This window comes from Streptomyces sp. NPDC058459 (assembly GCF_042721685.1).
In the GTDB taxonomy this organism is placed as follows: Bacteria; Actinomycetota; Actinomycetes; order Streptomycetales; family Streptomycetaceae; genus Streptomyces.
Window position 1 is genome coordinate 20,446 of sequence record NZ_JBHXLV010000023.1, and the last position, 25,355, is coordinate 45,800.

At 72.6% G+C, this 25,355-nt stretch carries 20 protein-coding genes; 17 read left to right on the forward strand and 3 right to left on the reverse strand.

Annotation, left to right across the window (positions count from 1 at the left end):
- The first annotated feature begins 205 nt into the window (after positions 1-205).
- On the forward strand, positions 206-1,471 hold the full coding sequence (locus ACFWN1_RS07290) for a hypothetical protein (protein ID WP_384359113.1): 1,266 nt from the start codon (positions 206-208) through the stop codon (positions 1,469-1,471).
- A gap of 95 nt (positions 1,472-1,566) precedes the next feature.
- Here the strand turns inward: ACFWN1_RS07290 and ACFWN1_RS07295 are convergent, their stop codons facing one another.
- A complete protein-coding gene (locus tag ACFWN1_RS07295) occupies positions 1,567-2,547 on the reverse strand; it encodes an ATP-binding protein (protein WP_384359115.1) in 981 nt (326 codons plus the stop codon).
- A 128-nt stretch (positions 2,548-2,675) separates the two neighbouring features.
- Here ACFWN1_RS07295 and ACFWN1_RS07300 point away from each other — a divergent pair, with 128 nt between their 5' ends.
- The gene (locus ACFWN1_RS07300) at positions 2,676-3,539 is read left to right on the forward strand and encodes an oxidoreductase (RefSeq protein WP_384359117.1); all 864 of its coding nucleotides are present in this window, start codon (positions 2,676-2,678) and stop codon (positions 3,537-3,539) included.
- Positions 3,540-3,889: 350 nt separating this feature from the next.
- On the opposite strand, the gene ACFWN1_RS07305 is transcribed toward ACFWN1_RS07300, so the two are convergent.
- Positions 3,890-4,720 carry an HAD family hydrolase gene (locus ACFWN1_RS07305; protein WP_384359119.1) on the reverse strand — a complete coding sequence of 277 codons (831 nt, stop codon included), beginning with the start codon at positions 4,718-4,720 and terminating at the stop codon, positions 3,890-3,892.
- Positions 4,721-5,298: 578 nt separating this feature from the next.
- Between ACFWN1_RS07305 and ssd the strand changes: the two genes are divergently transcribed.
- The 7 genes from ssd to ACFWN1_RS07340 are packed head-to-tail and all read left to right on the forward strand — an operon-like array spanning position 5,299 to position 10,310.
- Entirely contained in the window at positions 5,299-6,405 is a 1,107-nt protein-coding gene (gene ssd, locus ACFWN1_RS07310) for a septum site-determining protein Ssd (protein WP_384359121.1), read from the forward strand.
- On the forward strand, positions 6,402-7,601 hold the full coding sequence (locus tag ACFWN1_RS07315; RefSeq protein ID WP_384359123.1) for a TadA family conjugal transfer-associated ATPase: 1,200 nt from the start codon (positions 6,402-6,404) through the stop codon (positions 7,599-7,601). Before ssd ends, ACFWN1_RS07315 begins: the two co-directional genes overlap by 4 nt.
- Positions 7,594-8,469, forward strand: coding sequence for a type II secretion system F family protein (locus ACFWN1_RS07320; RefSeq protein ID WP_384359125.1), 876 nt, complete (start codon positions 7,594-7,596; stop codon positions 8,467-8,469). The genes ACFWN1_RS07315 and ACFWN1_RS07320 overlap by 8 nt, the downstream gene beginning before the upstream one ends.
- Positions 8,466-9,254, forward strand: coding sequence for a type II secretion system F family protein (locus tag ACFWN1_RS07325; protein ID WP_384359127.1), 789 nt, complete (start codon positions 8,466-8,468; stop codon positions 9,252-9,254). The genes ACFWN1_RS07320 and ACFWN1_RS07325 overlap by 4 nt, the downstream gene beginning before the upstream one ends.
- Positions 9,255-9,302: 48 nt before the next feature.
- Positions 9,303-9,503 carry a DUF4244 domain-containing protein gene (locus tag ACFWN1_RS07330; RefSeq protein ID WP_384359129.1) on the forward strand — a complete coding sequence of 67 codons (201 nt, stop codon included), beginning with the start codon at positions 9,303-9,305 and terminating at the stop codon, positions 9,501-9,503.
- 22 nt (positions 9,504-9,525) lie between these two features.
- A complete protein-coding gene (locus tag ACFWN1_RS07335) occupies positions 9,526-9,864 on the forward strand; it encodes a TadE family type IV pilus minor pilin (protein WP_384359131.1) in 339 nt (112 codons plus the stop codon).
- Positions 9,861-10,310, forward strand: coding sequence for an Rv3654c family TadE-like protein (locus ACFWN1_RS07340; RefSeq protein WP_384359133.1), 450 nt, complete (start codon positions 9,861-9,863; stop codon positions 10,308-10,310). The genes ACFWN1_RS07335 and ACFWN1_RS07340 overlap by 4 nt, the downstream gene beginning before the upstream one ends.
- Here ACFWN1_RS07340 and ACFWN1_RS07345 read toward each other — a convergent pair.
- Complete coding sequence (locus ACFWN1_RS07345; protein ID WP_384359135.1) at positions 10,307-12,805, reverse strand: DEAD/DEAH box helicase; 2,499 nt, start codon at positions 12,803-12,805, stop codon at positions 10,307-10,309. The two genes, ACFWN1_RS07340 and ACFWN1_RS07345, sit on opposite strands and share 4 nt — an antisense overlap.
- Positions 12,806-12,887: 82 nt before the next feature.
- On the opposite strand from ACFWN1_RS07345, the gene bldG reads away from it, so the two are divergent.
- From bldG to tmk, 8 genes are all read left to right on the forward strand, one after another.
- Positions 12,888-13,229 (forward strand): anti-sigma factor antagonist BldG, encoded by a 342-nt coding sequence (gene bldG, locus ACFWN1_RS07350; RefSeq protein WP_010986038.1) that lies wholly within the window; start codon positions 12,888-12,890, stop codon positions 13,227-13,229.
- 167 nt (positions 13,230-13,396) lie between these two features.
- Positions 13,397-13,834, forward strand: coding sequence for an ATP-binding protein (locus ACFWN1_RS07355; protein ID WP_384359137.1), 438 nt, complete (start codon positions 13,397-13,399; stop codon positions 13,832-13,834).
- A 354-nt stretch (positions 13,835-14,188) separates the two neighbouring features.
- A complete protein-coding gene (locus ACFWN1_RS07360) occupies positions 14,189-16,591 on the forward strand; it encodes a sodium-translocating pyrophosphatase (RefSeq protein WP_384359139.1) in 2,403 nt (800 codons plus the stop codon).
- Between the two features lie 210 nt (positions 16,592-16,801).
- Positions 16,802-17,395: a small secreted protein gene (locus ACFWN1_RS07365; protein WP_384359141.1), complete on the forward strand. Its 594-nt coding sequence runs from the start codon at positions 16,802-16,804 to the stop codon at positions 17,393-17,395.
- Positions 17,396-17,527: 132 nt separating this feature from the next.
- On the forward strand, positions 17,528-19,048 hold the full coding sequence (locus ACFWN1_RS07370; protein ID WP_384359143.1) for a methyltransferase: 1,521 nt from the start codon (positions 17,528-17,530) through the stop codon (positions 19,046-19,048).
- Between the two features lie 287 nt (positions 19,049-19,335).
- Positions 19,336-19,533: a hypothetical protein gene (locus tag ACFWN1_RS07375; RefSeq protein WP_384359145.1), complete on the forward strand. Its 198-nt coding sequence runs from the start codon at positions 19,336-19,338 to the stop codon at positions 19,531-19,533.
- Between the two features lie 259 nt (positions 19,534-19,792).
- Positions 19,793-22,624, forward strand: coding sequence for a type I DNA topoisomerase (gene topA / locus ACFWN1_RS07380; RefSeq protein ID WP_384359147.1), 2,832 nt, complete (start codon positions 19,793-19,795; stop codon positions 22,622-22,624).
- Positions 22,625-22,790: 166 nt separating this feature from the next.
- Positions 22,791-25,355, forward strand: a 2,565-nt coding sequence (tmk, locus tag ACFWN1_RS07385; protein WP_384359149.1) for a dTMP kinase, incomplete at its 3' end; no start/stop codon positions are given.

Here is a 25,355-nt window from a genome sequence, read left to right on the forward strand (position 1 = left end):
AGGGCATATCTTTTCGAAGCAAATGGCACAGATGTGCACTCGGCAGAGTGAAACGGGCATTTAGTCGGCTTGTCCTACTGGCTCCTCCTCGACCCCATGCGACGTTGACGGCGCCGCCGGGAGGAATCCGGCTCGTCGCCATAAAACGCCCTGACCGGCGTTCGCCCGGGAGTTCGCCCGAGAGAAGGAAGAAGGTGGGCGGAACATGGCCGCCACCCAGAGGATCGCCGTCTGTGCCATGGTCGCCGCTGCCGGTGCCGCGTCCCTCGCCGGCTGTGCCGCCGGCTCCGACGGGCCGAGGGAGGGCGCGCCCGGCCCGCAGAGAGGGGCTCCGGCTCCCCGGAGCGCCGTCCGGCTGATCGGCGACGGGTCCACCTCCTACACCGGCGCGCAGCCGCACCTGCCCCGCCCGGAGAAGCTGAGAGCCGGTCAGAAGCCGCCGCAGTTCGTGGTGTTCTCCTGGGACGGCGCGGGTGAGGACAGCCAGAAGCTGTTCTCGCACTTCCGCAAGGTCGCCAAGGACAACCGCGCGAACATGACGTTCTTCCTCAGCGGCGTGTACATGCTGCCGGAGGAGAAGCGCGACCTGTACAGGCCGCCGCAGCACTCGCCGGGCCGCTCCGACATCGGCTTCAACGACGAGCAGGGCATCGCCGACACCGCCAGGCAGGCGCGGCTGGCCTGGCTCGAGGGCAACGAGATCGGCACCCACTTCAACGGCCACTTCTGCGGTCCCGAGGGCGGGGTGGGCCAGTGGTCGGTGGCGGAGTGGAAGAGTGAGATCAGCCAGGCCAAGGAGTTCGTGAAGACCTGGAAGACCAATGCGGGCCTGAAGAAGTCGTCGCCGCTGCCCTTCGACTACGACAAGGAACTCATCGGCGCCCGCACCCCCTGCCTGGAAGGGCAGAAGAACTTCGTCAAGGCGGCGAGCCAGCTGGGCTTCCGCTACGACTCCAGCGGCGTCGACAACCAGGTGTGGCCGAAGAAGCGGGAACGTCTGTGGGACCTTTCCATGCAGCTCGTCCCCTTCCCCGGTCACACCTTCGAGCAGCTGACCATGGACTACAACTTCATGGTCAACCAGTCCGGCACCCGGACCCAGGGCGACCCCGACAAGTTCGCCCGGTGGGGCGACGAGATGCGCGACGGCCTCCTCAAGGGCTTCGACCGCGCCTACGACGGCAACCGCGCACCCCTGATCATCGGCAACCACTTCGAGTCCTGGAACGGCGGCACCTACATGCGTGCCGTCGAGGACGTGGTCAAGAGCGTGTGCAACAAGCCCGACGTCCGCTGCGTCTCGTTCCACGAGCTGACCGACTGGCTGGACGCCCAGGACCCGGGGACCTTGGCCAAGCTGCGCACCCTGGAGGTGGGCGAGGCACCCAAGCAGGGCTGGGCGACCCTGCTCTCCGGCCGCCCGGCCCCGGCGCCGAAGGGCGTCCCTGGGGCGCCGGCCGCCAAGCGATAGGGGGCAGGAGAGCATCGGCAGCCGAGCGGCCGAGCGGCCGATCAGCAGGGTTCACGGGCGCACCGGCCGCCGAGCAGGAGGAGTAGGGCGGGGAGTCAGGCGGGGGCCGCCATGCTCTCGCCGAGCACGAAACCGGGGTCGATCTGCGCCGCCAGGTCGGTCCCGGTGCGCTCGTCGCCCCACGACCGGGCGTTGCGCAGGTGGAAGTGGACCATCTGCCGGGTGTACCGCTCCCAGTCGCGCAGCCCGTACGTCGCGTCGGCGGCGGCGCGGAGCGCCTCCAGCGCGCGGACGTTGCCGTCCTCCAGGAGGCCGAAGCGCGGCGGGCGCCCCTTCTCCATGGCGCGTACCCAGTCCGAGTGCCCGACCGTCACCAGCAGATCGTCCCCGACCTCCTCACGCAGGAAGTCGACGTCGTCCGGACCCTGGACCTTGTTGCCGACGACCTTCAGCGTGACGCCGAAGTCGCGGGCGTACTCCTTGTACTGGCGGTAGACGGAGACCCCCTTGCGGGTCGGCTCGGCGACGAGGAACGTCATGTCGAAGCGGGTGAACATGCCGGAGGCGAAGGAGTCCGAGCCTGCGGTCATGTCGATCACCACGTACTCGCCGGGGCCGTCGACGAGGTGGTTCAGGAACAGCTCCACCGCTCCGGTCTTGGAGTGGTAGCAGGCGACTCCCAGATCGGCGTCGGTGAAGGGGCCGGTGACCATGAGACGGATGGCACCGCCGTCGAGTTCCACCGGACGCGCGCAGGCGTCGTAGATCGCGTCGGGCTCGGCGATCCGGACCAGCCGTGAGCCCGTGCCCGGCGGGGTGGTCTTGATCATCGTCTCGGCCGAGGCGATCCGCGGATTGGAGCCGCGCAGATGGTCCTTGATCAGCGGCAGCCGGTCGCCCATGGCGGGCAGCGCCGCCGCCTCGGCCTCGTCGAGGCCCAGGGCGGGCCCGAGGTGCTGGTTGATGTCGGCGTCGATGGCCACCACCGGGGCTCCGGCGGCCGCGAGATGGCGGACGAAGAGGGAAGAGAGCGTGGTCTTGCCGCTGCCGCCCTTCCCGACGAAAGCAATTTTCATGTTCACGAAGCGTAGTGAATGAGTAGCTCTGCGTGCCAGGAAGTGGGAGAAGGTCACTCCTTCGAGGGGTGTGCGGCCGAAGACGGGGTGCCGGTCGGCCGGAGGGGCGGGCGCGTAGGGTCGACCTCATGAGTACGACAGGAGCGACCGCAGATCCTCCCCCGAGCTCTGGAACGAGCTCGAACAGGGGGGACCCCCTTGCGGCCCTGGGCTCGCTGCCCGGCGTGGCCGACTCCGTGGAATCCGTGCGCAAGGCCGTGGACCGGGTCTACGGCCACCGGATCATGCGCCGTCGCAGCCACGCCGTCACTTCCGAGGCGGCCCTGCGCGGCGCCCGCGGCTCGGCGGCGCTGTCCGGCGCCGACTGGGCCCTGGAGGAGGTGCGGCGGCGCAGCGACTTCAGTACGGGCGGCGAGGCGCAGGTCATGGGCGCCGCTCTCCGGCTCACCGCCGAGGCCGGGCAACTGCTGTCCATCTGGCGGCAGTCCCCGCTGCGGGTGCTGGCCCGGCTGCACATGGTGGCCGCAGCCGGCGACGACGACGAGGTCGGCCGCCCGCGCCGCGCGGGCGAACTCGCCGACGAGCCGCTGATCGAGCTGCCTCTGCCGGACGCTCCGGAGGTCTCCGGGCGCCTGGACGGCCTCGCACGGCTGATCATCACCGGGTCCGCCGCGCCCGCGCTGGTGACGGCCGCCGTGGTGCACGGCGAGATCCTCGCGCTGCGCCCCTTCACCTCCCACAACGGGCTGGTGGCACGCGCGGCCGAGCGGATCGTCCTGATCGGCAGCGGCCTGGACCCGAAATCGGTGTGTCCGGCCGAGGTGGGTCTGGCGGAACTGGGCCGCGCCACCTACCTCGCCGCGCTCGACGGCTATGTCTCCGGCACCCCCGAGGGCATGGCCTCCTGGATCGCCCACTGCGGCCGGGCCGTCGAGCTGGGGGCGCGTGAGTCGACGGCCGTGTGCGAGGCGCTCCAGCGCGGAGCGGCCTGACCGGTCATACGAAGGGCCCCCGCGCAAGGGGGCCCGCACAGGGTTGCGGCGGTACGAGTTCTCGTACCGCCGCTGGCATGTTCACCGGGTGACCAAGCGTCCTCTTGTAGCGCCCATCAGGTCGGGGGCTTTGCCCGTCCCTGGTGCAGCAGGCCCGTAATCGACGGTCCGACGTCGCGTGGGTGCCCTGTGTTCATGCGAGGTCCGTGGGGCCACATGCGTAGTGGGAGGGAATCCTCTCGGATGTCCTTGGTCCCGCAGGCCGCTGCTCCCTTTGTACTGCAACCGCGGAGCAACCGGAACCCCTGCTCGCACTTCTTTACTTTTACCCCCAAAAACGGGTGAATCGGTCAGGCGCTCGCGCCCCGGCGCTTGCTGGCGTACCAGACGAGGCCGGCGGTCGCGGCCGCCGCACCCAGGGCCGCCACCGCGACGACCGCCGGGCGGGGTGCGGACAGGGCGGGCAGGCGCTGCTTGAGCCGGACCGGCTTGCGGAACTCGAGGATCTGCCAGCCGCGCGAGACGGCCTCCCGGCGCAGCGCGCGGTCGGGGTTCACCGCGTGCGGGTGGCCGACGGCCTGGAGCATCGGCAGGTCGGTGACCGAGTCGCTGTAGGCGTAGCTCCGGTCGAGGTCGTACCCCTCGGAGGCGGCCAGTTCCCGGATCGCCTCGGCCTTGGTGGGACCGTACGCGTAGTACTCCACCTCCCCGGTGAAGCAGCCGTCCTCGCCGATCACCAGCCGGGTGGCGACCACCCGGTCGGCGCCGAGCAGCTCGCCGATCGGCTCCACCACCTCGGCCCCCGACGTGGACACGATCACGACGTCACGTCCGGCGGTGTGGTGCTCCTCGATCAGGGAGGCGGCCTCGTCGTAGATGATCGGGTCGATCAGGTCGTGCAGGGTCTCGGCCACGATCTCTCTGACCTGCCGCACGTTCCAGCCCCGGCACAGTGCGGAGAGGTACTCCCGCATGCGCTCCATCTGGTCATGGTCCATACCGCCGACCAGGAACACGAACTGGGCATACGCGGTACGCAGGGCCGCCCTGCGGTTGATCAGTCCGCCTTGGTAGAAGGACTTGCTGAAGGTGAGTGTGCTGGACTTCGCAATGACCGTCTTGTCCAGGTCGAAGAAGGCCGCTGCGCGGGGCAAGGAGTGGTTTTCCACATCCCCGAGCATAGGCGCCCACCATTCGGCGTAAGCTGGCGCGTGTGGGTTTGCCTGAGAGGGCTCTCGGGTACACCATGGAAGTCACGGATCGTTCGCGACCGTGCTAACCCCGGTCCGGCTCCTCCCCCCCCGAGTCGGCCGTGGGGACGACCCCCGCTCTCCCCCCCGGCGGGGGTCGTCGCATGTCCGGACGCGTTTTCCCCCTTCTTCGGCCGGTGCGAGACCGGCGGCGGGCGGCTGCGGCCGCCCTTTCGTCATGCCCACGATCGATTACTTAGGGTAATCATCAGAGTGCGCTCGGGAACTCGTACACAGTCAGTACGGGCATCACCGGTATGAGTGACGAAGTTATTCACAGACGCTCCGCCGTCCACAGTTTTCGACCAAGATCCACATGATTTCGCGGATCGCCGCATCGTGATTCCAGCGCTCCTGATCCGGGCCCGTTCATGGCCGGATCGCATTGCCGGGCGTGTATGGCCGGTTTCTGTCGGCCGTTCATATGGAGGCCGTTACCGGTTCTCCACATCTTCGGGAATCGCGTGGCCGAGAGGGCGGCGCGGAAGACGCAGTGAAGGGGGAACACCATGACGGGAACCGTCGCGCACGATCCACCACCGGCCACGGCCGGCCGACCGGGACGGCCGCTCATCGTCACCGAGGACGCGGCACTGCTCGACGATCTGCTGCGCCTGTGCGCGGCTGCCGGCGCCACCCCGGAGGTCCACCACGGTGTCCCGGACCACGGCGGGGGATGGGACGGCGCGCCCCTCGTCCTGGTCGGCGACGACGCCGCCCGCCGGGTGCGCGGCGCCGCGCGGCGCCGCGGAGTCGTCCTGATCGGCCGTGACCAGGACGACCCGGACGTATGGAAACGCGCGGTCGGGATCGGCGCCGACCATGTGCTGGTGCTGCCCGACGGCGAGCAGTGGCTGATCGACCGCCTCGCCGACGTGGCCGAGGGCGTCGGCCGCCCCGCCCTCACGGTCGGCGTCATCGGCGGCCGGGGCGGTGCCGGGGCCTCGACCCTCGCCTGCGCCCTCGCCGTCACCTCCGCCCGCCGAGGTCTGCGCACCCTGCTGGTGGACGCCGACCCACTGGGCGGCGGCCTCGATGTGCTCCTCGGCGGCGAGACCGCGGAAGGGCTGCGCTGGCCCGCCTTCGCCGCCTCGCGCGGCCGGGTCAGCGGCGGCGCCCTGGAGGAGTCACTGCCCGAACTGCACGCGCTGCGCGTGCTCAGCTGGGACCGGGGCGACTGCTTGGCCGTGCCGTCCCAGGCCGTCCGCGCGGTGCTCGCCGCCGCCCGGCGGCGCGGCGGCACGGTGGTCGTCGACCTCCCGCGCCGGCTGGACGACGGCGTCGCCGAAGCCCTCGCCCAGCTCGACCTCGCGGTGCTCGTCGTACCTGCGGAGCTGCGCGCCCTGGCGGCGGCCGGCCGGGTCGCGTCCGCCATGGGCATGGTGGTGCGGGACCTGAGGATCGCGGTCAGAGGGCCGTACGCACCGGGGCTCGACGAGGACGAGGTCGCCCGGCTGCTCGGGCTGCCGCTGATCGGCACCGTGCCCGTCGAGCCCGCCCTGCTGCGGCCCCGGAGCACCGCCAGACCACCTGGTGCGGCCGGACGCGGCCCGCTTTCGCGCTTCTGTACCGCCTTCTGGGAGCAGGCGCTGGCCGAGGCGGGAGGCCCCCGATGACGCTTCCCGGACTCGACCGGGCCGACGGTGCGGCCCTCCTCGACGGCGTCCGGCGCAGGCTCGCCGAGAGCGGTGCCGAACCCACCCCCGCACACGTGGCGCAGGCCCTGCGCGAACAGGGCCGGGTACTGGGCGACGCAGAGGTGCTCGGCGCGGCGGAGCAACTGCGCTCCGAACTCGTCGGCTCCGGACCGCTGGAGCCGCTGCTGGCCGACCCGAGCGTCACCGATGTGCTGGTCACCGCGCCGGACCGGGTGTGGGTGGACCGGGGCGGCGGCCTGGAGCTGACCGGGGTCACCTTCCCTGACGCCCCGGCGGTGCGACGGCTCGCGCAGCGGCTGGCCGCCGTCGCCGGACGCCGTCTGGACGACGCGCGCCCCTGGGCGGACGCCCGCCTCCCCGACGGGACCCGGCTGCACGCGGTACTGCCCCCGGTGGCGGTCGGCTGCACCTGCCTGTCCTTGCGCGTGGCGCGCCCCCGCGCGTTCACCCTCGGCGAGCTGACCCGCGCGGGCACGCTCCCGCCCGGCGGTGAGGGGCTGCTGCGGGCGCTGGTGGGTGCCCGGCTGTCCTTCCTCGTCAGCGGCGGCACCGGAACCGGCAAGACGACGCTGCTGAGCGCGTTGCTCGGCCTGGTCGGTCCCGGTGACCGGATCGTGCTGGCCGAGGACTCGGCCGAACTGCGGCCGGACCACCCGCATGTGGTCCGGCTGGAGACGCGGCCCGCGAACCAGGAGGGCGCCGGACTGGTCACGCTGGAGGACCTGGTCCGGCAGGCGCTGCGGATGCGGCCCGACCGGCTGGTCGTCGGGGAGGTGCGCGGCCCCGAGGTGGTGCATCTGCTGGCCGCGCTCAACACCGGGCACGAAGGCGGATGCGGCACCGTGCACGCCAACGCGGCCGCCGATGTACCGGCCCGGCTGGAGGCGCTGGGGACGGCGGCCGGGCTCGACCGGGCCGCACTGCACAGCCAGTTGGCGGCGGCGCTGTCGGTGGTGATCCACCTGGTGCGGGACCGCGCCGGGCGGCGCCGGATCGCGGAGGTGCACGTGCTGGAGCGGGACACCTCGGGGCTGGTTCGGACGGTACCGGCCCTGCGCTGGGGCGAACGGGCCTTCGCGCCGGAGCGCGGCTGGGAGCGGCTGCGGAAGCTGCTGTCCGACGGTACGGGGAGCGAGGTGGCCGGCGATGGCTGATGTCGGCGTGGGAGACACGGCGCTGGGCGCGGGGCTGGCCTGCGCCGGAGGCATGGCCTGGCTGCTGAACGCACGGCACCAGGGGGCGCGGCGGGCGAGGCTGCTGTTCGCGAGCGCCAAAGCGGTGGACGGCGGGGCGGCGCCCTGGCAGCGGTGCCTTCGTGAACTGCGGCGGCTGCACGACCGGGTGGGCGCCGAGTGGTGGTCACTGGTGGCGGGACTGGTGCTGGCGCTGGCCGGGGTCTCGGTCATCCCGGTGATCGCGGGTGCCGCCGGGGTGCCGTTGCTGCGCCGGGTGGCGAAGGCGCGGCGGGCCCGGCTGGCGAGGGAGCGCCGTGCGGACGCGGTGATCGCCCTGTGCGGGGTGCTCGCCGGCGAGGTCCGCGCCGGGCAGCAACCGGGCGAGGCGTTGCTGCGGGCCGAGCGGGACTCCGGGGGCCTGGGAGAGGCGCAGGCGGCGGTGATCGCGGCGGCCCGGTTCGGCGGTGATGTGCCGGGGGCGCTTGCCCTGGCCGCCCGGCAGCCGGGTGCCGAGGGACTGTCGGGACTGGCCGCCTGCTGGCGGGTCGCGGTGGATCAGGGGGCGGGGCTCGCCGCCGGTCTCGGCCGGCTGGACGAGGCCCTGCGCGCGGAACGGGACCAACGTGCCGATCTGCGGGCTCAGTTGTCCGGTGCCCGAGCCACGGCCCTGCTGCTGGCGGTGCTGCCCCTGCTCGGGCTGCTCCTCGGCGCGGCCATGGGCGCGGACCCGTTGCGGGTGCTCCTGCACACGGGGGCCGGGCTGGGCTGCCTGGTGGCGGGGGCGCTGTTCGAGGGCGCCGGGGTGTGGTGGGCGGCGCGGATCGTGCGGGGAGCTGAGGCGGCGTGAGCGGCGATGTCGTCCACAGCCTGGGGTTGGCCATGGTGATGGCCGTCGCGCTCGGCCGGGCAGGCCGTCGGCTCGAGCTGGTGCGGCAACGGCGCCTGGCGCGGCGGAGGGCGGCGGAGCTGCTGGCCGTGGGACCTCCCGGTGCCGGTCGCTCCCTCGCGGTCGCCGACGCGGCCAGGAAGTGGCTTCCGGTGGCCGGGCTGGGGTGCGGGACGTGGGCGGTGGTCGGCGGGGTCTTCGGAGCGCTGGTCGGGCTCGGGGCCGGTGCGGTGCTGTGGCGATGGCAGGAGCGCCGGGCGGCGGCACGGCCTGCGGCGGAGGTTCATGATACGGCCGCCGCGTCTCGCCAACTCCCGCTCGCCGCCGAGTTGCTGGCGGCCTGCATCGAGTCCGGCGCGAGTCCGGTCGTCGCCGCACAGGCGGCGGGGGAGGCGCTCGGCGGTCCGGTCGGTGAGGCGCTGGCGCGGGGCGCGGCGGAAGCCCGGCTCGGCGGCGAACCGGCGGACGCCTGGGCCCGGTTGACGGCGCTGCCCGGTGCCGGGGCGCTGGCTCGGCTGCTGGAGCGGGCCGACCGGTCCGGGCTCCCGGCGGCCGGCCCGGTGGCCCGGCTCGCCTCGGACACGCGGGCGGAGTCGATACGTGCGGCCACGGTCCGGGCCCGCCGGGCGGCCGTACTGATCTCGGCGCCGGTCGGGCTGTGTTTCCTCCCCGCCTTCATCGCGGTCGGCGTCCTGCCCGTGGTGATCGGCCTCGCGGGCGGTGCGCTGGGAGGTGGTGGGCCCTGACGGACGTGCACGACAACGACGACGAAGCTGCGAAGAAAGGAACGTGAAATGCGAGAAAAGGCCGGCAGGACATGGGCGCTGCTCCGCGGACGGTGCCGCAGGGACGCCGGAATGGTGACCTCCGAGTACGCGATGGGGATCATCGCGGCGGTCGGGTTCGCGTTGCTGCTCTACGAGGTAGTCACCAGCGGCCAGGTCAAGGCGGAACTCCAGGGCATCGTGAAACGAGCGCTCAGTGCGCGGATGTGAACGGGGCGCGGACCGTGGGTTCGTGACGGCGGAGGCGGCCGTGGTGCTGTCGGTGCTGGTGGCGTTCACCATGGCGCTGGTCTGGGGGCTGCTCGCCGTGGCCGCCCAGATCCGGTGCGTGGACGCCGCCCGCGCCGGAGCGCGGGCCGCCGCCCGCCAGGACCCGCCGGACGAGGTGGTGCGGCTGGCCCGTGAGGCGGCACCGGGCGGGGCGACGGTCGGTGTCTCCCGCGAGGGCGAACAGGTCCGCGTGACAGTGGTGGCGAGACCGCCGGTGCTGACGGGGCTGCCGTTCGAGGTGCGGGAGGAGGCCGTGGCCGCCGCCGAGGAGGCGGTACGAGCCGGGGAGGCGGGGCCATGAGGTGCCGGAGCGGCGACCGGGGTTCGGCCACCGTCTGGAGTCTCGGGGTCATCGCGCTGCTCTGCGGGGTGTTCGGCGCGGTACTCGGGCTCGGGCACGCCGTCGTGGTACGGCACCGGGCGGCGGGCGCGGCCGATCTGGCGGCGCTCGCGGCGGCGGACCACTGGGCCGAGGGCGCGGAGGCCGCCTGCGCCGCGGGGCGCCGGGTGGCGTCGGCCCAGGGCGCGCGGCTGGTGCGGTGCGCGCTCGTCGGCGAGACCTCGGACGTGAGCGCGGGCTCGGGACAGGGGCCGTTCGCGGCGGAGGTACGGGCGAGAGCGGGACCGCCGGACCCGTCGGCCGAGGTCGGTCCGGCCCACGCGTCGCCGGGCCCCGGCGCCCAAGCCCCACCGGACCCGTCGGCCGCAGCGCCCCCGGCGCCGGCCTCGTCGGGCCCCGGCCCCTAGCCCGTCCCCTCGGACGCCTCCGCACCCGCCCCGTCCGTCCCCGGTTCCTCGGGCGCTCCCCGCAACAGCGTCGTGAGGAGCCGCACCGCCCCCCGCTTGTGCAGCGGCTCGTTGCCGTTGCCGCACTTGGGGGACTGGACGCAGGAGGGGCAGCCGGCCTCGCACTCGCAGGCGGCGATGGCCTCACGGGTGGCCGTCAGCCAGGCGCGTGCGGTGTGGAAGGCGCGCTCGGCGAAGCCCGCCCCGCCGGGGTGGCCGTCGTAGACGAAGACCGTGGGGAGCAGCGTGTCGGGGTGCAGCGGTACCGAGACCCCGCCGATGTCCCAGCGGTCGCAGGTGGCGAAGAGGGGCAGCATGCCGATCGAGGCGTGCTCGGCTGCGTGCAGGGCGCCGCCGAGGATCTCGGGGTTGATCCGGGCCTCGTCGAGCTGGTCCTCGGTGACCGTCCACCACACCGCGCGGGTGCGGAGCGTACGCGGAGGAAGATCGAGTTTCGTCTCGCCCAACACCTCACCGGTGATCAGGCGTCTGCGCAGGAAGGAGACCACCTGGTTGGTGACCTCGACCGAACCGAGGCACAAGCGGCCGGAGCCCCACGGGATCTCGGTCTCCGTCTCCAGGACGGCGATGGACGTGGTGTCGCGGGCGGCGGTCGAATACGGCGGGTCGGCTCGTTCGACCAGGGCGACGGAGTCCTTCAGGTCGAGCGAGCGCACCAGGTAGGTGCGGCCCTGGTGGAGGTGGACCGCACCCTCGTGGACGGCGGAGTGCGCGGCCTCGGCGTCGACCGTGCCGAGCAGGCGCCCGGTGCCCTCCTCCACGATCTGCACCGGAGGCCCGCCGGTGCCCCGGATGTCGGTCAGGTCGGCGGCGCGTTCCCGGCGCGTCCAGTGCCAGGCCCGGGTGCGGCGGCGTAGCAGCCTGGCGGCCTCAAGCTGGGTGAGCACCTCGGCGCTGACCGGGCCGAAGAGTTCGAGGTCGGCCTCGGTCAGCGGGATCTCGGCGGCCGCCGCGCACAGATGCGGGGCGAGGACGTAGGGGTTGTCCGGGTCGAGGACCGTGGACTCCACCGGGCGGTCGAACAGGGCCTCCGGATGGTGGACGAGGTAGGTGTCCAGCGGGTCGTCGCGGGCCACCAGGACCGCCAGGGCGCCCTGCCCCGAGCGTCCGGCGCGGCCCGCCTGCTGCCACAGGGAGGCGCGGGTGCCCGGGTAGCCGGCGATCACCACCGCGTCCAGGCCGGAGACGTCCACGCCCAGCTCCAGGGCGGTCGTGGCGGCGAGCCCGAGGAGTTCGCCGGAGTGCAGGGCGCGTTCCAGGGCGCGGCGCTCCTCCGGGAGGTAGCCGCCGCGGTAGGCGGCGACACGCCGGACCAGGGAGCGGTCGACCTCGGCGAGGCGCTGCTGCGCGATGACCGAGATCAGTTCGGCGCCGCGCCGGGAGCGGACGAAGGCGACCGAGCGCACGCCCTGCACGGTGAGGTCGGTGAGCAGGTCGGCCGTCTCGGCGGTGGCGGTGCGGCGCACCGGGGCGCCCTTCTCGCCGTGCAGTTCGGTGAGTGGGGGCTCCCAGAGGGCGAAGACGAGTTCCCCGCGCGGGGAGGCGTCGTCGGCGACCTCGACCACCGGCAGCCCGGTCAGCCGGCGGGCGGCCACGGCAGGCTCGGCGGCCGTGGCGGAGGCCAGCAGGAAGACGGGCGACGCGCCGTAGCGGGCGCACAGTCTGCGCAGCCGGCGCAGCACCTGGGCGACGTGCGAGCCGAAGACGCCCCGGTAGGTGTGGCACTCATCAATGACGACGTACTTGAGCGACTTCAGGAACGAGGCCCAGCGCGGGTGGGAGGGCAGGATGCCCCGGTGCAGCATGTCCGGGTTGGTCAGGACGTAGTCGGCGTACTGCCGGACCCACTCGCGTTCCTCGAACGGGGTGTCGCCGTCGTAGACGGCGGGCCGCACCGCGTTGCCCAGGGGCCCGGCGAGTTCCCGCACCGCACGGCACTGGTCGGCGGCCAGGGCCTTGGTCGGGGAGAGGTACAGGGCGGTGGCACCCCGGCCGTTCGGCGCCTCGGAGCCGTCCAGCAGGCTGGAGAGCACCGGCATCAGATAGGCCAGGGACTTGCCGGAGGCGGTGCCGGTGGCGACGACCACCGAGTCGCCGTCCAGGGCGTGCTCGGCGGCCAGCGCCTGGTGGGCCCAGGGGTGCTCGATCCCCCGCTCCCGGACCGCCGCGATCACCTCGGCACGAATCCGGTCCGGCCAGACGGCATGGCGGCCCGCACGCGGGGGCAAGTGCTCCGTATGAGTGATGCGCGCGGACCTGCCCGGACCGGAGCTGAGCCGGTGCAGAACCGTCTCCGGAGACGGGCGGGACGCCGGGTCCGGCTGGGGGTGATCGGGTCGGTGATTCTTGGCCATCGGCACCGAGTGTGTCACCGGCTTGACGGACAATGGAGCCAAGGCGTCGTGCACACCTGCCGGTAAGTGATTGAATGCCATCGCGGCTGGCGATGTGTTCCAAGGGCCGTAAGCCGGGATGTCCCGAGGGACGACCGCTCGATAGCAAGGTGCTGGAGGATTCGTGGACCTGTCCCTGTCGACCCGTACCGTCGGCGATCGTACGGTCGTCGAGGTCGGTGGCGAAATCGATGTGTACACCGCGCCCAAGCTGCGCGAGCAGTTGGTCGAGCTGGTGAACGACGGCAATTTCCACCTCGTCGTCGACATGGAGGGCGTGGACTTCCTCGACTCCACCGGGCTCGGCGTGCTGGTTGGCGGCCTGAAGCGGGTGCGCGCCCATGAGGGCTCGCTCCGCCTGGTCTGCAACCAGGAGCGCATTCTGAAGATTTTCCGTATCACCGGCCTCACCAAGGTGTTCCCGATCCACACCTCGGTCGAGGAAGCGGTGGCGGCCACCGACTGATCAGGGTCGTTCGCCGGGTCCGGGCCGTCTGTGCGGTCCGGTCGCCGGTGGGCCCCGCCTCGGTTCCGTTCCGTAGGAGCCCGGGGCGCAGAAGTCTCATCGTGGGCGTGCGGTCTTTCGGCGGCCCCGGCCCCGCACCGCACACCCGTAGGACGCGAGGGGGATGCATGGCCACTGTCGAACTCCGCTTCAGCGCGCTGCCCGAGCACGTCCGGACCGCCCGTCTGGTGGCGGCCGCGGTGGCGCGCAGGGCCGGAGTGGACGAGGCCGTGCTCGACGAGGTCCGCCTCGCGGTCGGTGAGGCGTGCTCCCGCGCGGTCGGGCTCCACCAGAGCGTCGGCATCACCGCGCCGGTGAAGGTGGCGCTGATCGAGGAGGAGAAGCTGTTCTCCATTGAGGTCGGCGACGAGGCCCCGCACGCCGTGCCCGCCGAGCGGGTGGCCGGCGGCGCCGCAGCCGACGCGGACGTGGAGGCCGAGGAGGACGAGATGGGCCTCGCGGTCATCAGCGGCCTCGTGGACGACGTCGAGGTCACCACCGGCGCGAGCGGCGGCCTGATCCGCATGTCCTGGCCGACCGTCTCGCCGCCGGCCGTACTGATCTGACCCGCGGCTGATCCGCCCGCGCACCGCGCGACCCATGGCATACGAGGGGCCCTGTACACGCGGGGTCCCTCGTGCCGTTTCCGGTCACTTCCGGGCCGAGTCGCCCCCCGGCCGGGGAATCGCGGGGCGGGAATTCACTACCGGAAACCCTCGAAGATCGCATCGGTGCACCCCCGACCGTGAATGCCTCGGGGGCATTACGCCGTCCGGGTTCGGTGCTCTGGTCCTCCACCCGATCGTTTGCTAAAGGGTAAGTGGCGGGCAATTCTGTTTACCGTGCCCGGTCGGGAACACGACCGAGTTGCTGCAAGTCCGTCCACATCCTGAGCTCAGCCCAAGCGTCGAGGAGGACGAATGGCGGGGCTATCCATCCCTGGTCAGGCGGGTCGATCCGCATCCCTCGCTGCCGTGGTCCTGACCGACGGCAACCGCGCCCTGGTCGCCGTGATCGCGGCAGTGGCCCTTGCGGCGCTGGCCGTCGCGGGCATCCTGGTGCGCCAGGTGCTGTCGGCGGGCGAGGGCACCGAACGCATGCGGCGGATCGCTGAGGCGGTCCAGGAAGGCGCCAAGGCGTATCTGGCCCGGCAGTTGCGCACCCTCGGCGTATTCGCCGTCGTCGTGTTCTTCCTGCTTCTGCTGCTTCCCGCGGACGACTGGAACCAACGGGCCGGCCGCTCGGTGTTCTTCCTGATCGGCGCGGTTTTCTCAGCGGCCACCGGCTATATCGGCATGTGGCTCGCCGTACGCAGCAATGTGCGCGTCGCCGCCGCCGCGCGAGAGGCGACTCCGCGAGAGGGAGAAGCGGAAAGAGATCTCACCGTCGTCTCGCACAAGGCGATGAAGATCGCATTTCGCACGGGCGGTGTCGTCGGCATGATCACCGTGGGCCTCGGCCTGCTCGGCGCCTCCTGCGTGGTGCTGGTCTACGCGGCCGACGCGCCCAAGGTGCTGGAGGGATTCGGCCTGGGCGCCGCGCTGATCGCCATGTTCATGAGGGTGGGCGGCGGCATCTTCACCAAGGCCGCCGATGTCGGCGCCGACCTGGTCGGCAAGGTCGAGCAGGGCATCCCGGAGGACGACCCGCGCAACGCCGCGACCATCGCGGACAACGTGGGCGACAACGTCGGCGACTGCGCGGGCATGGCGGCCGACCTCTTCGAGTCCTACGCCGTCACCCTGGTGGCCGCGCTGATCCTCGGCAAGACCGCCTTCGGTGACGCCGGGCTCGCCTTCCCGCTGCTGGTGCCGGCCATCGGCGTGGTCACCGCGATGATCGGCATCTTCGCGGTCGCCCCGCGCCGCGCCGACCGCAGCGGGATGAGTGCCATCAACCGGGGCTTCTTCGTCTCCGCCGTGATCTCCCTCGCGCTGGTCGCGATCGCGGTCTACCTCTATCTCCCCGGCCGCTACTCCGAGCTGGCCGGTGTGACCGACGCGGCGGTCAGCGGCAAGGACGGCGACCCGAGGGTGCTGGCGCTGGTCGCCGTCGCCATCGGCATCCTGCTCGCCGCCGTGATCCAGCAGCTGACCGGCTACTTCACCGAGACCAGCCGCCGCCCGGTCCGCGACGTCGGGCGCACGTCGCTCACCGGCCCCGCCACGGTCGTCCTCTCCGGCATCTCGCTGGGCCTGGAGTCCGCCGTCTACACCGCGCTGCTGATCGGCCTCGGCGTGTACGGCGCGTTCCTGCTCGGCGGTACCTCGATCATGCTGGCGCTGTTCGCGGTGGCGCTCGCCGGGACCGGGCTGCTGACCACGGTCGGTGTGATCGTCGCCATGGACACCTTCGGCCCGGTCTCCGACAACGCCCAGGGCATCGCCGAGATGTCCTCGGACGTGCGGGGCGCGGGCGCCCAGGTGCTCACCGACCTGGACGCGGTCGGCAACACCACCAAGGCCATCACCAAGGGCATCGCCATCGCCACCGCCGTGCTCGCGGCCGCGGCACTCTTCGGCTCGTACCGGGACGCGATCACCACGGGCGTGGCGGACGTGGGGGAGCGGCTCGCCGGGCCGGGCTCGCCGCTGACCCTGTCGATGGACATCTCCCAGCCCAACAACCTGGTCGGTCTCATCGCGGGCGCGGCCGTCGTCTTCCTCTTCTCCGGACTCGCCATCAGCGCCGTGTCGCGCTCGGCCGGTTCGGTGGTGTTCGAGGTGCGGCGGCAGTTCCGCGAGCGGCCGGGGATCATGGACTACACGGAGAAGCCCGAGTACGGCCGGGTCGTCGACATCTGCACCAGGGACGCCCTGCGCGAGCTGGCCACCCCCGGACTGCTCGCCGTGCTGGCGCCGATCTTCATCGGGTTCACCCTCGGGGTCGGCGCCCTCGGTGCCTTCCTGGCGGGCGCCATCGGCGCGGGCACGCTGATGGCCGTGTTCCTGGCCAACTCCGGCGGCGCCTGGGACAACGCCAAGAAACTGGTGGAGGACGGCAACCACGGCGGCAAGGGCAGCGAGGCGCACGCGGCCACGGTGATCGGCGACACGGTCGGCGACCCCTTCAAGGACACCGCGGGCCCGGCGATCAACCCTCTGCTGAAGGTGATGAACCTGGTCGCGCTGCTCATCGCGCCCGCCGTGATCAAGTTCTCCTACGGCGGCAGCAGCAGCGTGCTCGTCCGCGTACTGGTCGCGGTGGCTGCGCTGCTGGTGATCGTCGTCGCGGTGTACGTGTCCAAGCGGCGCGGGATCGCCGTGGAGGACGAGGACGCAGGTGAGGTGTCCAACTCCACGCCTCCGGCGGTGGTTCCGTAGACCCGGCCCGCGGCCCTGGCGACGGGCGGGCGGACGGCGCGTTGACGCGTCGCCGCCCGCTCGCGCGTATGGGGCGGTCCGTCGGCCGTGAGCCTTCTCTCGCACGGTGCGAAGCACCACAAAAGTCTGCTTATAGGGCGTCCGTCGTGCGGAGGGTCTCGCTCCGCCGTGTAGATTCCGGTGGCCGACAGCATGGAAGGGACCGATCCGGTGAACAAGAAGCTCGCGGCCGCCCTGTCCGGCGGCGCGGTACTGATAACGGCGCTGACGGGTTGCGGCAGCGACGACGGCGGTGGCCCCGACCCCAAACTGGGTGTGTGGGCGAAGAAGGTGTGCGACGCGGTGCCCGCGCAGTACACCAAGATCAAGGCGGCCAACGCCGGGATCGCCAGGATCGCCAGCGACAGCGACCTGGAGCCGAAGACGGCCAAGGAGACGTACGCGCAGGCGTTCCAGGACATGTCCGACGGCTACAAGGCCATCGCCACCGCCATCAACGGCGCGGGCGCTCCCCCCGGGGTCGAGGGCGGGGCCAAGCGGCAGCAGGACGCGGTCCAGAACCTCGACACCCTGGCCGCCTCCTACGCCGACCTGAAGAAGAAGGTCGACGGGCTGGACACCAAGGACCAGGGCAAGTTCGCCAAGGGTCTGCACGAGGTCGCCGACCAGACCAAGCAGATCGGCCGCCAGAGCAGCAGCGGCACCGAGGCGCTGAAGCGGCTGGAACAGGGCGACGTCAAGGAGGCGATCGCCGAGCAGCAGAGCTGCAAGGTCTCCGCCTCGACACCGGCCGCCAAGAGCTGACGGCACCCGCCGCCGACCACTGAGCATCCGCCGCCGACCACTGACGGCACCCCCCGCCGGCAACCGACGGCACCCCCCGCGAACGGCTGACGGCGGCGGACCCAGGGCCGCGCGCCGGGCCACAATGGGGTCGTGACTGACTCCGGCTCCGCCCCCCTGCCCGCCACCGACCGGCCCGAGGCGGCCGCCAGCCTGCGCGACGCCCTGCTGTCGGCCTCCTTCACCGCGGACGGCCTGCTAGAGCTGCTCGGTGCGCCCGCGTACGCCGCGCTCGCCCGCAGCGAGACCGTGCCCGCCCTGCGCGCCACCCGCGGCGACACGCCGCTGGAGAACCTGGTGCGGCTCTTCCTGCTCCAGCAGCCGGTGTCGCGCGCCCGGCTGACGGACGTCCTGCCGGTCCGGGACGCGGTGGACGCCGGCTGGCTCGCGCCCGTGGGCGGCGACGAACTGGCCGCCACCGTCGACGTGCGCCCCTACGGCGGGCCCGACGGCGAGGACTGGTTCATCGTGTCCGACCTCGGCTGCGCGGTCGGCGGGGCGGGCGGCATCGGCAGCCGGGACGAGGGCGTGGTCCTCGGCGTCGGCGGCGCCTCCACCACCCTGGCCGGAATCACCGTGCGCACCCCCGTCGCCGCCGCGCTCGACCTGGGCACCGGTTCCGGCATCCAGGCGCTGCACGCCGCCCAGCACGCGACCCGGGTGACCGCCACCGACCTCAACCCGCGCGCCCTGCACATCACCGCGCTCACCCTCGCCCTCTCCGGGGCGCCCGCCGCCGCGCTGCGCGAGGGCTCGCTGTTCGAACCGGTCCGGGGCGACGAGACGTTCGACCTGGTCGTGTCCAACCCGCCCTTCGTCATCTCGCCCGGCGCCCGGCTCACCTACCGCGACGGCGGGATGAGCGGCGACGATCTGTGCCGCTCCCTCGTCCAGCAGGCGGGGGAGAGGCTGAACGAGGGCGGGTTCGCGCAGTTCCTCGCCAACTGGCAGCACGTGGAGGGGGAGGACTGGCAGGACCGGGTGCGCTCCTGGGTGCCGCGCGGGTGCGACGCGTGGATCGTGCAGCGCGAGGTCCAGGACATCACTCAGTACGCCGAGCTGTGGCTCAGGGACGCCGGGGACCACCGGGAGGACCGGGCGGAGTACCAGTCGCGGTACGACGCGTGGCTGGACGAGTTCGAGGCGCGCAAGGTGAAGGCGGTCGGCTTCGGCTGGATCACCCTGCGCCGCACCGGCGCGGCCGGGCCCTCCGTCACCGTCGAGGAGTGGCCGCACCCGGTCGAGCAGCCCCTCGGCGACACCATCCGGGACCACTTCGCGCGCGTGGACCACCTTCGCGCGCACGACGACGCGGCCCTGCTGGAGGGCCACTTCAGGCTCGCCGACGAGGTCGTGCAGGAGCAGGTCGGGCTGCCCGGCGCGGAGGACCCCGAGCATGTGGTGCTCCGTCAGCACCGGGGCATGCGCCGGGCGACGAAGGTGGACACCATCGGCGCCGGTTTCGCGGGCGTGTGCGACGGCTCGCTGAGCGCCGGCGTCATCCTGGACGCCATCGCCCAGCTGGTCGGCGAGGACCCCGTGGTGCTGCGGGACCGTACGCCCGCGCAGATCCGGCTGCTGGTGGAGCAGGGCTTCCTGGAACCGGTGGGCTGAGCCGCCGGGCGCGGGGTGCGTCGGCTGATCCGGTTGTCGTACTCGGCGTACCCGGCGTACCCGGGCCGGTGGACGGGCGGCCGGATCATCGTCGTATGCCGGGGGCACGGGGCGGAACGGCGAAAAGGCCGGAAAGTGACGTGTGCCACCCCGGCGGTGAGCGAGCCGGCCCCGTCCGTTCACCCTGGCGTCGCCCTGCCGTTCTTCCGGCGTGGCAGCCTCCCCGCGCTGGATCGGAGCGGACCGCGCCGAGGGCGCGGGAGGGCGCGGGAAGGATGGACCAGATCATGGAGAGCGTGCCGGCGGTGTTCGCGGGAGCGGTGTTCGCCCTGTTCGGAGGGGCTCTGGCGGTATGGACCACGGTGCGGGTGTACCGCGCCGAACCGGTCGCCGTGGGTGTGAACCGGGTCGCATCGGCGGTGTTCGCCGGGGCCACCGCCATCGTCTCGCTGGGACTGGCCGGGTACTGCCTGACGCGTCCCTGACGGGGCCGGCCGGGCCGGCGCGGCGGCGGTCGGAGCGACCGGGTCCGGGTATGGGGTGCGGACTCGGCGGGTACTCCGGGCGGCAGGAATGGCGGTAGTCGGGTTACCGTTCGAGTGGCCGTTGTGGGCTTTTCCCGTTTGACACGGGGGCGGGATGTACCGTCACACTCCGCAGCGTCACACCAGCCACCGCACGCCGCGACCCCAGGGACGAGCGCCTGGGGAGGATTCCCAGCGCCGACCGGAGAGAAGAGCGAAGTTGTCCCCGACCAGCGAGACCGCACAGGGCGGCCGCCGACTCGTCATCGTCGAGTCGCCTGCCAAGGCGAAGACGATCAAGGGCTACCTCGGCCCCGGATACGTAGTCGAGGCGAGCGTCGGGCACATCCGTGACCTTCCCAGCGGCGCCGCGGAGGTGCCGGAGAAGTACACCGGTGAGGTCCGCCGCCTCGGTGTGGACGTGGAACACGACTTCGCGCCGATCTATGTCATCAACGCGGACAAGAAGGCCCAGGTCAAGAAGCTCCGGGACCTGATGAAGGACTCCGACGAACTCTTCCTCGCCACCGATGAGGACCGTGAGGGCGAGGCCATCGCCTGGCACCTCCAGGAGGTCCTCAAGCCGAAGATCCCCGTCAAGCGGATGGTCTTCCACGAGATCACCAAGGACGCGATCCGCGAGGCCGTCGCCAATCCGCGCGAGCTGAACAAGAAGCTGGTCGACGCCCAGGAGACCCGCCGCATCCTTGACCGCCTCTATGGCTACGAGGTCTCGCCGGTCCTGTGGAAGAAGGTCATGCCGCGGCTGTCGGCGGGCCGCGTCCAGTCCGTCGCCACCCGGCTCATCGTCGAGCGCGAGCGCGAGCGCATCGCCTTCCGTTCCGCCGAGTACTGGGACCTGACCGGCACCTTCGCCACCGGCCGCGCGGGCGACTCCTCGGACCCGTCCTCGCTGGTCGCCCGTCTGCAGAGCGTCGACGGCCGGCGTGTCGCCCAGGGCCGCGACTTCGACTCGCTCGGTCGGCTCAAGAGCGCGAACACCCTCCACCTCGACGAGGGAGCCGCCCGCGCGCTCGCCGCCGCGCTGGAGACCACCCGGTTCTCCGTGCGCTCGGTGGAGTCCAAGCCGTACCGCCGCTCGCCGTACGCCCCGTTCCGTACGACGACCCTCCAGCAGGAGGCCAGCCGCAAGCTCGGCTTCGGCGCGAAGGCGACCATGCAGGTCGCCCAGAAGCTGTACGAGAACGGCTACATCACGTACATGCGTACGGACTCCACGACGCTGAGCGAGACGGCCATCGGTGCCGCCCGCGCCCAGGTCACGCAGCTGTACGGCGCCGACTACCTCCCGCCGCAGCCGCGCTCCTACACGGGCAAGGTCAAGAACGCGCAGGAGGCGCACGAGGCGATCCGCCCCTCCGGCGACCGCTTCCGCACCCCCGCCGAGACCGGCCTGACCGGCGACCAGTTCCGGCTGTACGAGCTGATCTGGAAGCGGACCGTCGCCTCCCAGATGAAGGACGCGACCGGCAACAGCGTCACCGTCAAGATCGGCGGCAGCTCCGCCGACGGCCGGGACGTCGAGTTCAGCGCCTCCGGCAAGACGATCACCTTCCACGGCTTCCTGAAGGCGTACGTCGAGGGCGCCGACGACCCGAACGCCGAGCTGGACGACCGCGAGCGCCGGCTGCCCCAGGTCTCCGAGGGCGACCCGCTGGCCGCCGACGAGATCACGGTCGACGGCCACGCCACCAAGGCCCCGGCCCGCTACACCGAGGCGTCCCTGGTCAAGGAGCTGGAGGAGCGCGAGATCGGCCGCCCGTCGACCTACGCGTCGATCATCGGCACCATCCTGGACCGCGGCTACGTCTTCAAGAAGGGCACGGCCCTGGTGCCGTCCTTCCTGTCCTTCGCCGTCGTCAACCTGCTGGAGAAGCACTTCGGACGGCTCGTCGACTACGACTTCACCGCCCGCATGGAGGACGATCTCGACCGCATCGCGCGCGGCGAGGCCCAGGCGGTGCCGTGGCTCAAGCGCTTCTACTTCGGCGAGGGCACCCAGTCCGGCGCCGCGGCGGACGCGGGCAACGGCGACGGCGACCACCTCGGCGGCCTGAAGGAACTGGTCACCGACCTGGGCGCGATCGACGCCCGCGAGGTGTCCTCGTTCCCGGTCGGCGACGGCATCGTGCTGCGCGTCGGCCGCTACGGCCCGTACATCGAGCGGGGCGAGAAGGACACCGAGCAGCACCAGCGCGCGGACGTCCCCGAGGAGCTGGCGCCGGACGAGCTGACCGTGGGGCTGGCCGAGGAACTGCTGGCCAAGCCCAGCGGCGACTTCGAGCTGGGCACCGACCCGGTCAGCGGCCACCAGATCATCGCCAGGGACGGCCGCTACGGCCCGTATGTCACCGAGGTGCTCCCCGAGGGCACCCCGAAGACGGGCAAGAACGCGGTCAAGCCGCGTACCGCCTCGCTCTTCAAGTCCATGGCGCTCGACACGGTCACGCTCGAGGACGCCCTGAAGCTGATGTCGCTGCCCCGCGTGGTCGGAGCCGACGCCGAGGGCGTGGAGATCACCGCGCAGAACGGCCGCTACGGCCCGTACCTGAAGAAGGGCACGGACTCGCGGTCGCTCACGGCCGAGGAGCAGCTCTTCACCATCACGCTGGAAGAGGCGCTGGCGATCTACGCCCAGCCCAAGCAGCGTGGCCGGGCCGCGGCCAAGCCGCCGCTGAAGGAGCTGGGCGAGGACCCGGTCTCCGCCAAGCCGGTCGTGGTCAAGGACGGCCGCTTCGGTCCGTACGTCACCGACGGGGAGACCAACGCCACTCTGCGCTCCGGCGACAGCGTGGAGGAGATCACCCCCGAGCGCGGCTTCGAGCTGCTCGCCGAGAAGCGGGCGAAGGCGCCCGCCAAGAAGACGGCGAAGAAGGCCACCGCGAAGAAGACGGCCCCGGCGAAGAAGACCGCCGCCAAGAAGACGGCGGCCAAGAAGACGACGACGGCCGCCAAGAAGACCACGGCGAAGAAGACGACCGCCAAGAAGACCACGGCGGCCAAGGCGACGGGCTCCGGCTCGCAGGACTGACGCCCCCCTCTCGCACGCGTGATGGTGGAACACCCCGGTACCGGTCGCGGTACCGGGGTGTTCCGCGCTCCGGCGTGCGCCCCTTAAGGGATCAAGGGGTGAGGGTCAGGGAAGGGGTGGGGACGAGGGAGGCATGGGGGTGGGTGGCTGCGGATAGGCTGAACGCATGACGCGAGCCGAGCAGCCAACGGCCCCCCAACCAGCACCGGACGACGCACTGGTCGCGGATTCCCGCGAGCGCGCCGTCCGTTCACTGCTGCGCCGCCCCGACCTGCGCCGCCTGTGGAGCGCGCAGCTCGTGAGCGGTGTCGGTGACGCCCTCGCGCTGCTCGTGCTGGTGGTGCTCGTCCTTCAGGCGGCCGTAGCCGAGGGCTCCTTCGGCGGGGGGTACCGGGGCGCGGCGTTCGCGGTGGCGACGGTCTTCGGCGCCCGGGTGCTGGCCGCCGTGCTCTTCGGCGCCGTCCTGCTCGGCCCGCTGACCACGCTCACCGCCCAGGACGGTCCGCTCGACCGGCGCTGGACCATGGTCGGCGCCGACGGCCTGCGGGCCGCGCTGCTGATCGTGGCGCCCCTGTGGATCGACTGGACACCGGACAGCGCCCTGACCGTGCTGCTGGCCACCGCCTTCGTCACCGGCGTGGCCGAGCGGCTGTGGACGGTGTGCCGGGAGAGCGCGGCCCCCGCGCTGCTGCCCACCCCGCCCCCCGAGGGCGCGTCGGTGCGGCCGCTGCCCGACCACCTGGACGCGCTGCGCCGCCTGTCGCTGCGCACCGGCTTCGTGGCACTGCCGCTGGCCGCCGCCGCCCTGGTCACCGCCTCCCTGTTCAACAACCTGCTGGGCACCGGCATCGCCTGGTTCGACCAGCACCACGCGGCCCTCGCGGCCTATGTCGCGGCCGGCCTGTTCGCCGCGTCCGTGTCGGTGCTGACCGCCCTGAAGCTGCCCGGCACGCGCACCCCGCGCCCGCGCTCGCCGCTGGAGGGCCTGCGCCGCCCGCGTACCGGCACCGGCGTCGACAAGGGCCGCACGGGCGCCGTGCTGCTGCTGGTCGTCGCCTGCGCCGCCGTGGCCGGAGCCATCGCCGCCGCCGTCGCGGTGTGCGTGCTGCACGCCTCCGACCTGGGCGGCGGCCCGGTCCTCTACGGTCTGCTGGTGCTGGGCCTGACCGGTGGTGTCGGCGTCGGCATCCGTACCGCGCCCGCGCTGCTGCCCTCGCTGTCCCGGCGCCGGCTGCTCGCCCTGGCCATCGCGCTCACCGGCATCGCCCTGCTGGCCGCCGGACTCGTCCCGGACGTCACCACCGTCCTGCTGATCCTCACCCTGGCCGGTGTCGGCGCGGGCATCTCCGCCAACACCGGGCACGCCCTGCTCGACCAGGAGACCGAGGACTCCCGCCGGGGCCGGATCACCGAGCACCTGCACGCCGTCGTCCGGGTCTTCATGGCGCTCGGCGCCCTGATCGCCCCGGTCGTCGCCGGGCTCATCGGCCGCCACCGGCTGGAGAACGGCCGCTTCGTCTTCGCGCACGGCGGTGCCTCCTTCACCCTGATGCTGGTCGGCGCGCTGCTGCTCCCGGTGGCCGTGCTGGTCCTCGCCAAGGTCGACGACCGCTCGGGCATCCCGCTGCGCCAGGACATCAAGGACGCCCTGCTCGGCGGCGACGACCCGGTCACCGCCCCCGCGGGGAACGGTTTCTTCATCTCCCTGGAGGGCGGTGACGGCGCCGGCAAGTCCACCCAGGCCGAGGCCCTCGCCGAGTGGATCAGGGCCAAGGGCCACGAGGTGGTCGTCACCCGCGAGCCGGGAGCCACGCCCGTGGGCAAGCGGCTGCGCTCGATCCTGCTGGACGTGTCCGAGGCCGGCCTGTCGCACCGCGCGGAGGCCCTGCTGTACGCCGCCGACCGCGCCGAGCACGTCGACACCGTCGTACGGCCCGCCCTGGAGCGCGGCGCCGTCGTCATCTCGGACCGGTACATCGACTCCTCCGTCGCCTACCAGGGCGCCGGCCGGGACCTCTCGCCGACCGAGATCGCCCGCATCAACCGCTGGGCCACCGGCGGTCTCGTCCCGCATCTGACCGTCCTGCTGGACGTGCCGCCGGAGGTCGCGCGGGAGCGCTTCACCGAGGCGCCGGACCGGCTGGAGTCGGAGCCTGCCGAGTTCCACGCGCGCGTGCGGTCCGGTTTCCTCACCCTCGCCGCCGCCGACCCCGGCCGCTACCTGGTCGTGGACGCGGGCCAGGAGCCCGAGGGCGTCACCTCCGTGATCCGGCACCGGCTCGACACCGTGCTGCCGCTCTCCGAGGCCGAGATCAAGGCCCGGGAGGAGGCGCGGATCAAGGCCGAGGAGGAGGCCCGCCGCAAGGCCGAGGCCGAGGCCGCCCGCAAGGCCGAGGAAGAACGCGTGGCACGCGAGCGCCAGGAGCAGCTGGCCCGCCTGCGCGCCGAGGAGGAGGAGCGCAAGCGCCGCGAGCTGGAGGAGGCGCAGCGCCGCGAGACCGAGCGGCAGGAGGAGGAGGCCCGCCGTCGCGCCGAGGAGGCGCACCGCCGTGCCGAGGAGGAGCGTCAGCGGCTGCTCGCGGATGAGAAGGCCCGCGCCGAGGAGGAGAGCCGCCGCAAGGCCGAGGAGGAGCGGCGCCGCAAGCAGGCCGAGGAGGAGGCCCGGCAGCGCGCCGAGGCCGAGGCCCTGCGCCTGGAGAAGCAGCGCAAGGCCGAGGACGCGCTGCTGCGC

Coding starts and splice junctions, on each gene's coding strand:
- ACFWN1_RS07290 (WP_384359113.1), top strand. CDS start 206: ATGGCCGCCACCCAGAGGATCGCCGTCTGTGCCATGGTCGCCGCTGCC.
- ACFWN1_RS07295 (WP_384359115.1), bottom strand. CDS start 2,547: ATGAAAATTGCTTTCGTCGGGAAGGGCGGCAGCGGCAAGACCACGCTC.
- ACFWN1_RS07300 (WP_384359117.1), top strand. CDS start 2,676: ATGAGTACGACAGGAGCGACCGCAGATCCTCCCCCGAGCTCTGGAACG.
- ACFWN1_RS07305 (WP_384359119.1), bottom strand. CDS start 4,720: ATGCTCGGGGATGTGGAAAACCACTCCTTGCCCCGCGCAGCGGCCTTC.
- ssd (WP_384359121.1), top strand. CDS start 5,299: ATGACGGGAACCGTCGCGCACGATCCACCACCGGCCACGGCCGGCCGA.
- ACFWN1_RS07315 (WP_384359123.1), top strand. CDS start 6,402: ATGACGCTTCCCGGACTCGACCGGGCCGACGGTGCGGCCCTCCTCGAC.
- ACFWN1_RS07320 (WP_384359125.1), top strand. CDS start 7,594: ATGGCTGATGTCGGCGTGGGAGACACGGCGCTGGGCGCGGGGCTGGCC.
- ACFWN1_RS07330 (WP_384359129.1), top strand. CDS start 9,303: ATGCGAGAAAAGGCCGGCAGGACATGGGCGCTGCTCCGCGGACGGTGC.
- ACFWN1_RS07340 (WP_384359133.1), top strand. CDS start 9,861: ATGAGGTGCCGGAGCGGCGACCGGGGTTCGGCCACCGTCTGGAGTCTC.
- ACFWN1_RS07345 (WP_384359135.1), bottom strand. CDS start 12,805: ATGGCATTCAATCACTTACCGGCAGGTGTGCACGACGCCTTGGCTCCA.
- ACFWN1_RS07355 (WP_384359137.1), top strand. CDS start 13,397: ATGGCCACTGTCGAACTCCGCTTCAGCGCGCTGCCCGAGCACGTCCGG.
- ACFWN1_RS07360 (WP_384359139.1), top strand. CDS start 14,189: ATGGCGGGGCTATCCATCCCTGGTCAGGCGGGTCGATCCGCATCCCTC.
- ACFWN1_RS07375 (WP_384359145.1), top strand. CDS start 19,336: ATGGAGAGCGTGCCGGCGGTGTTCGCGGGAGCGGTGTTCGCCCTGTTC.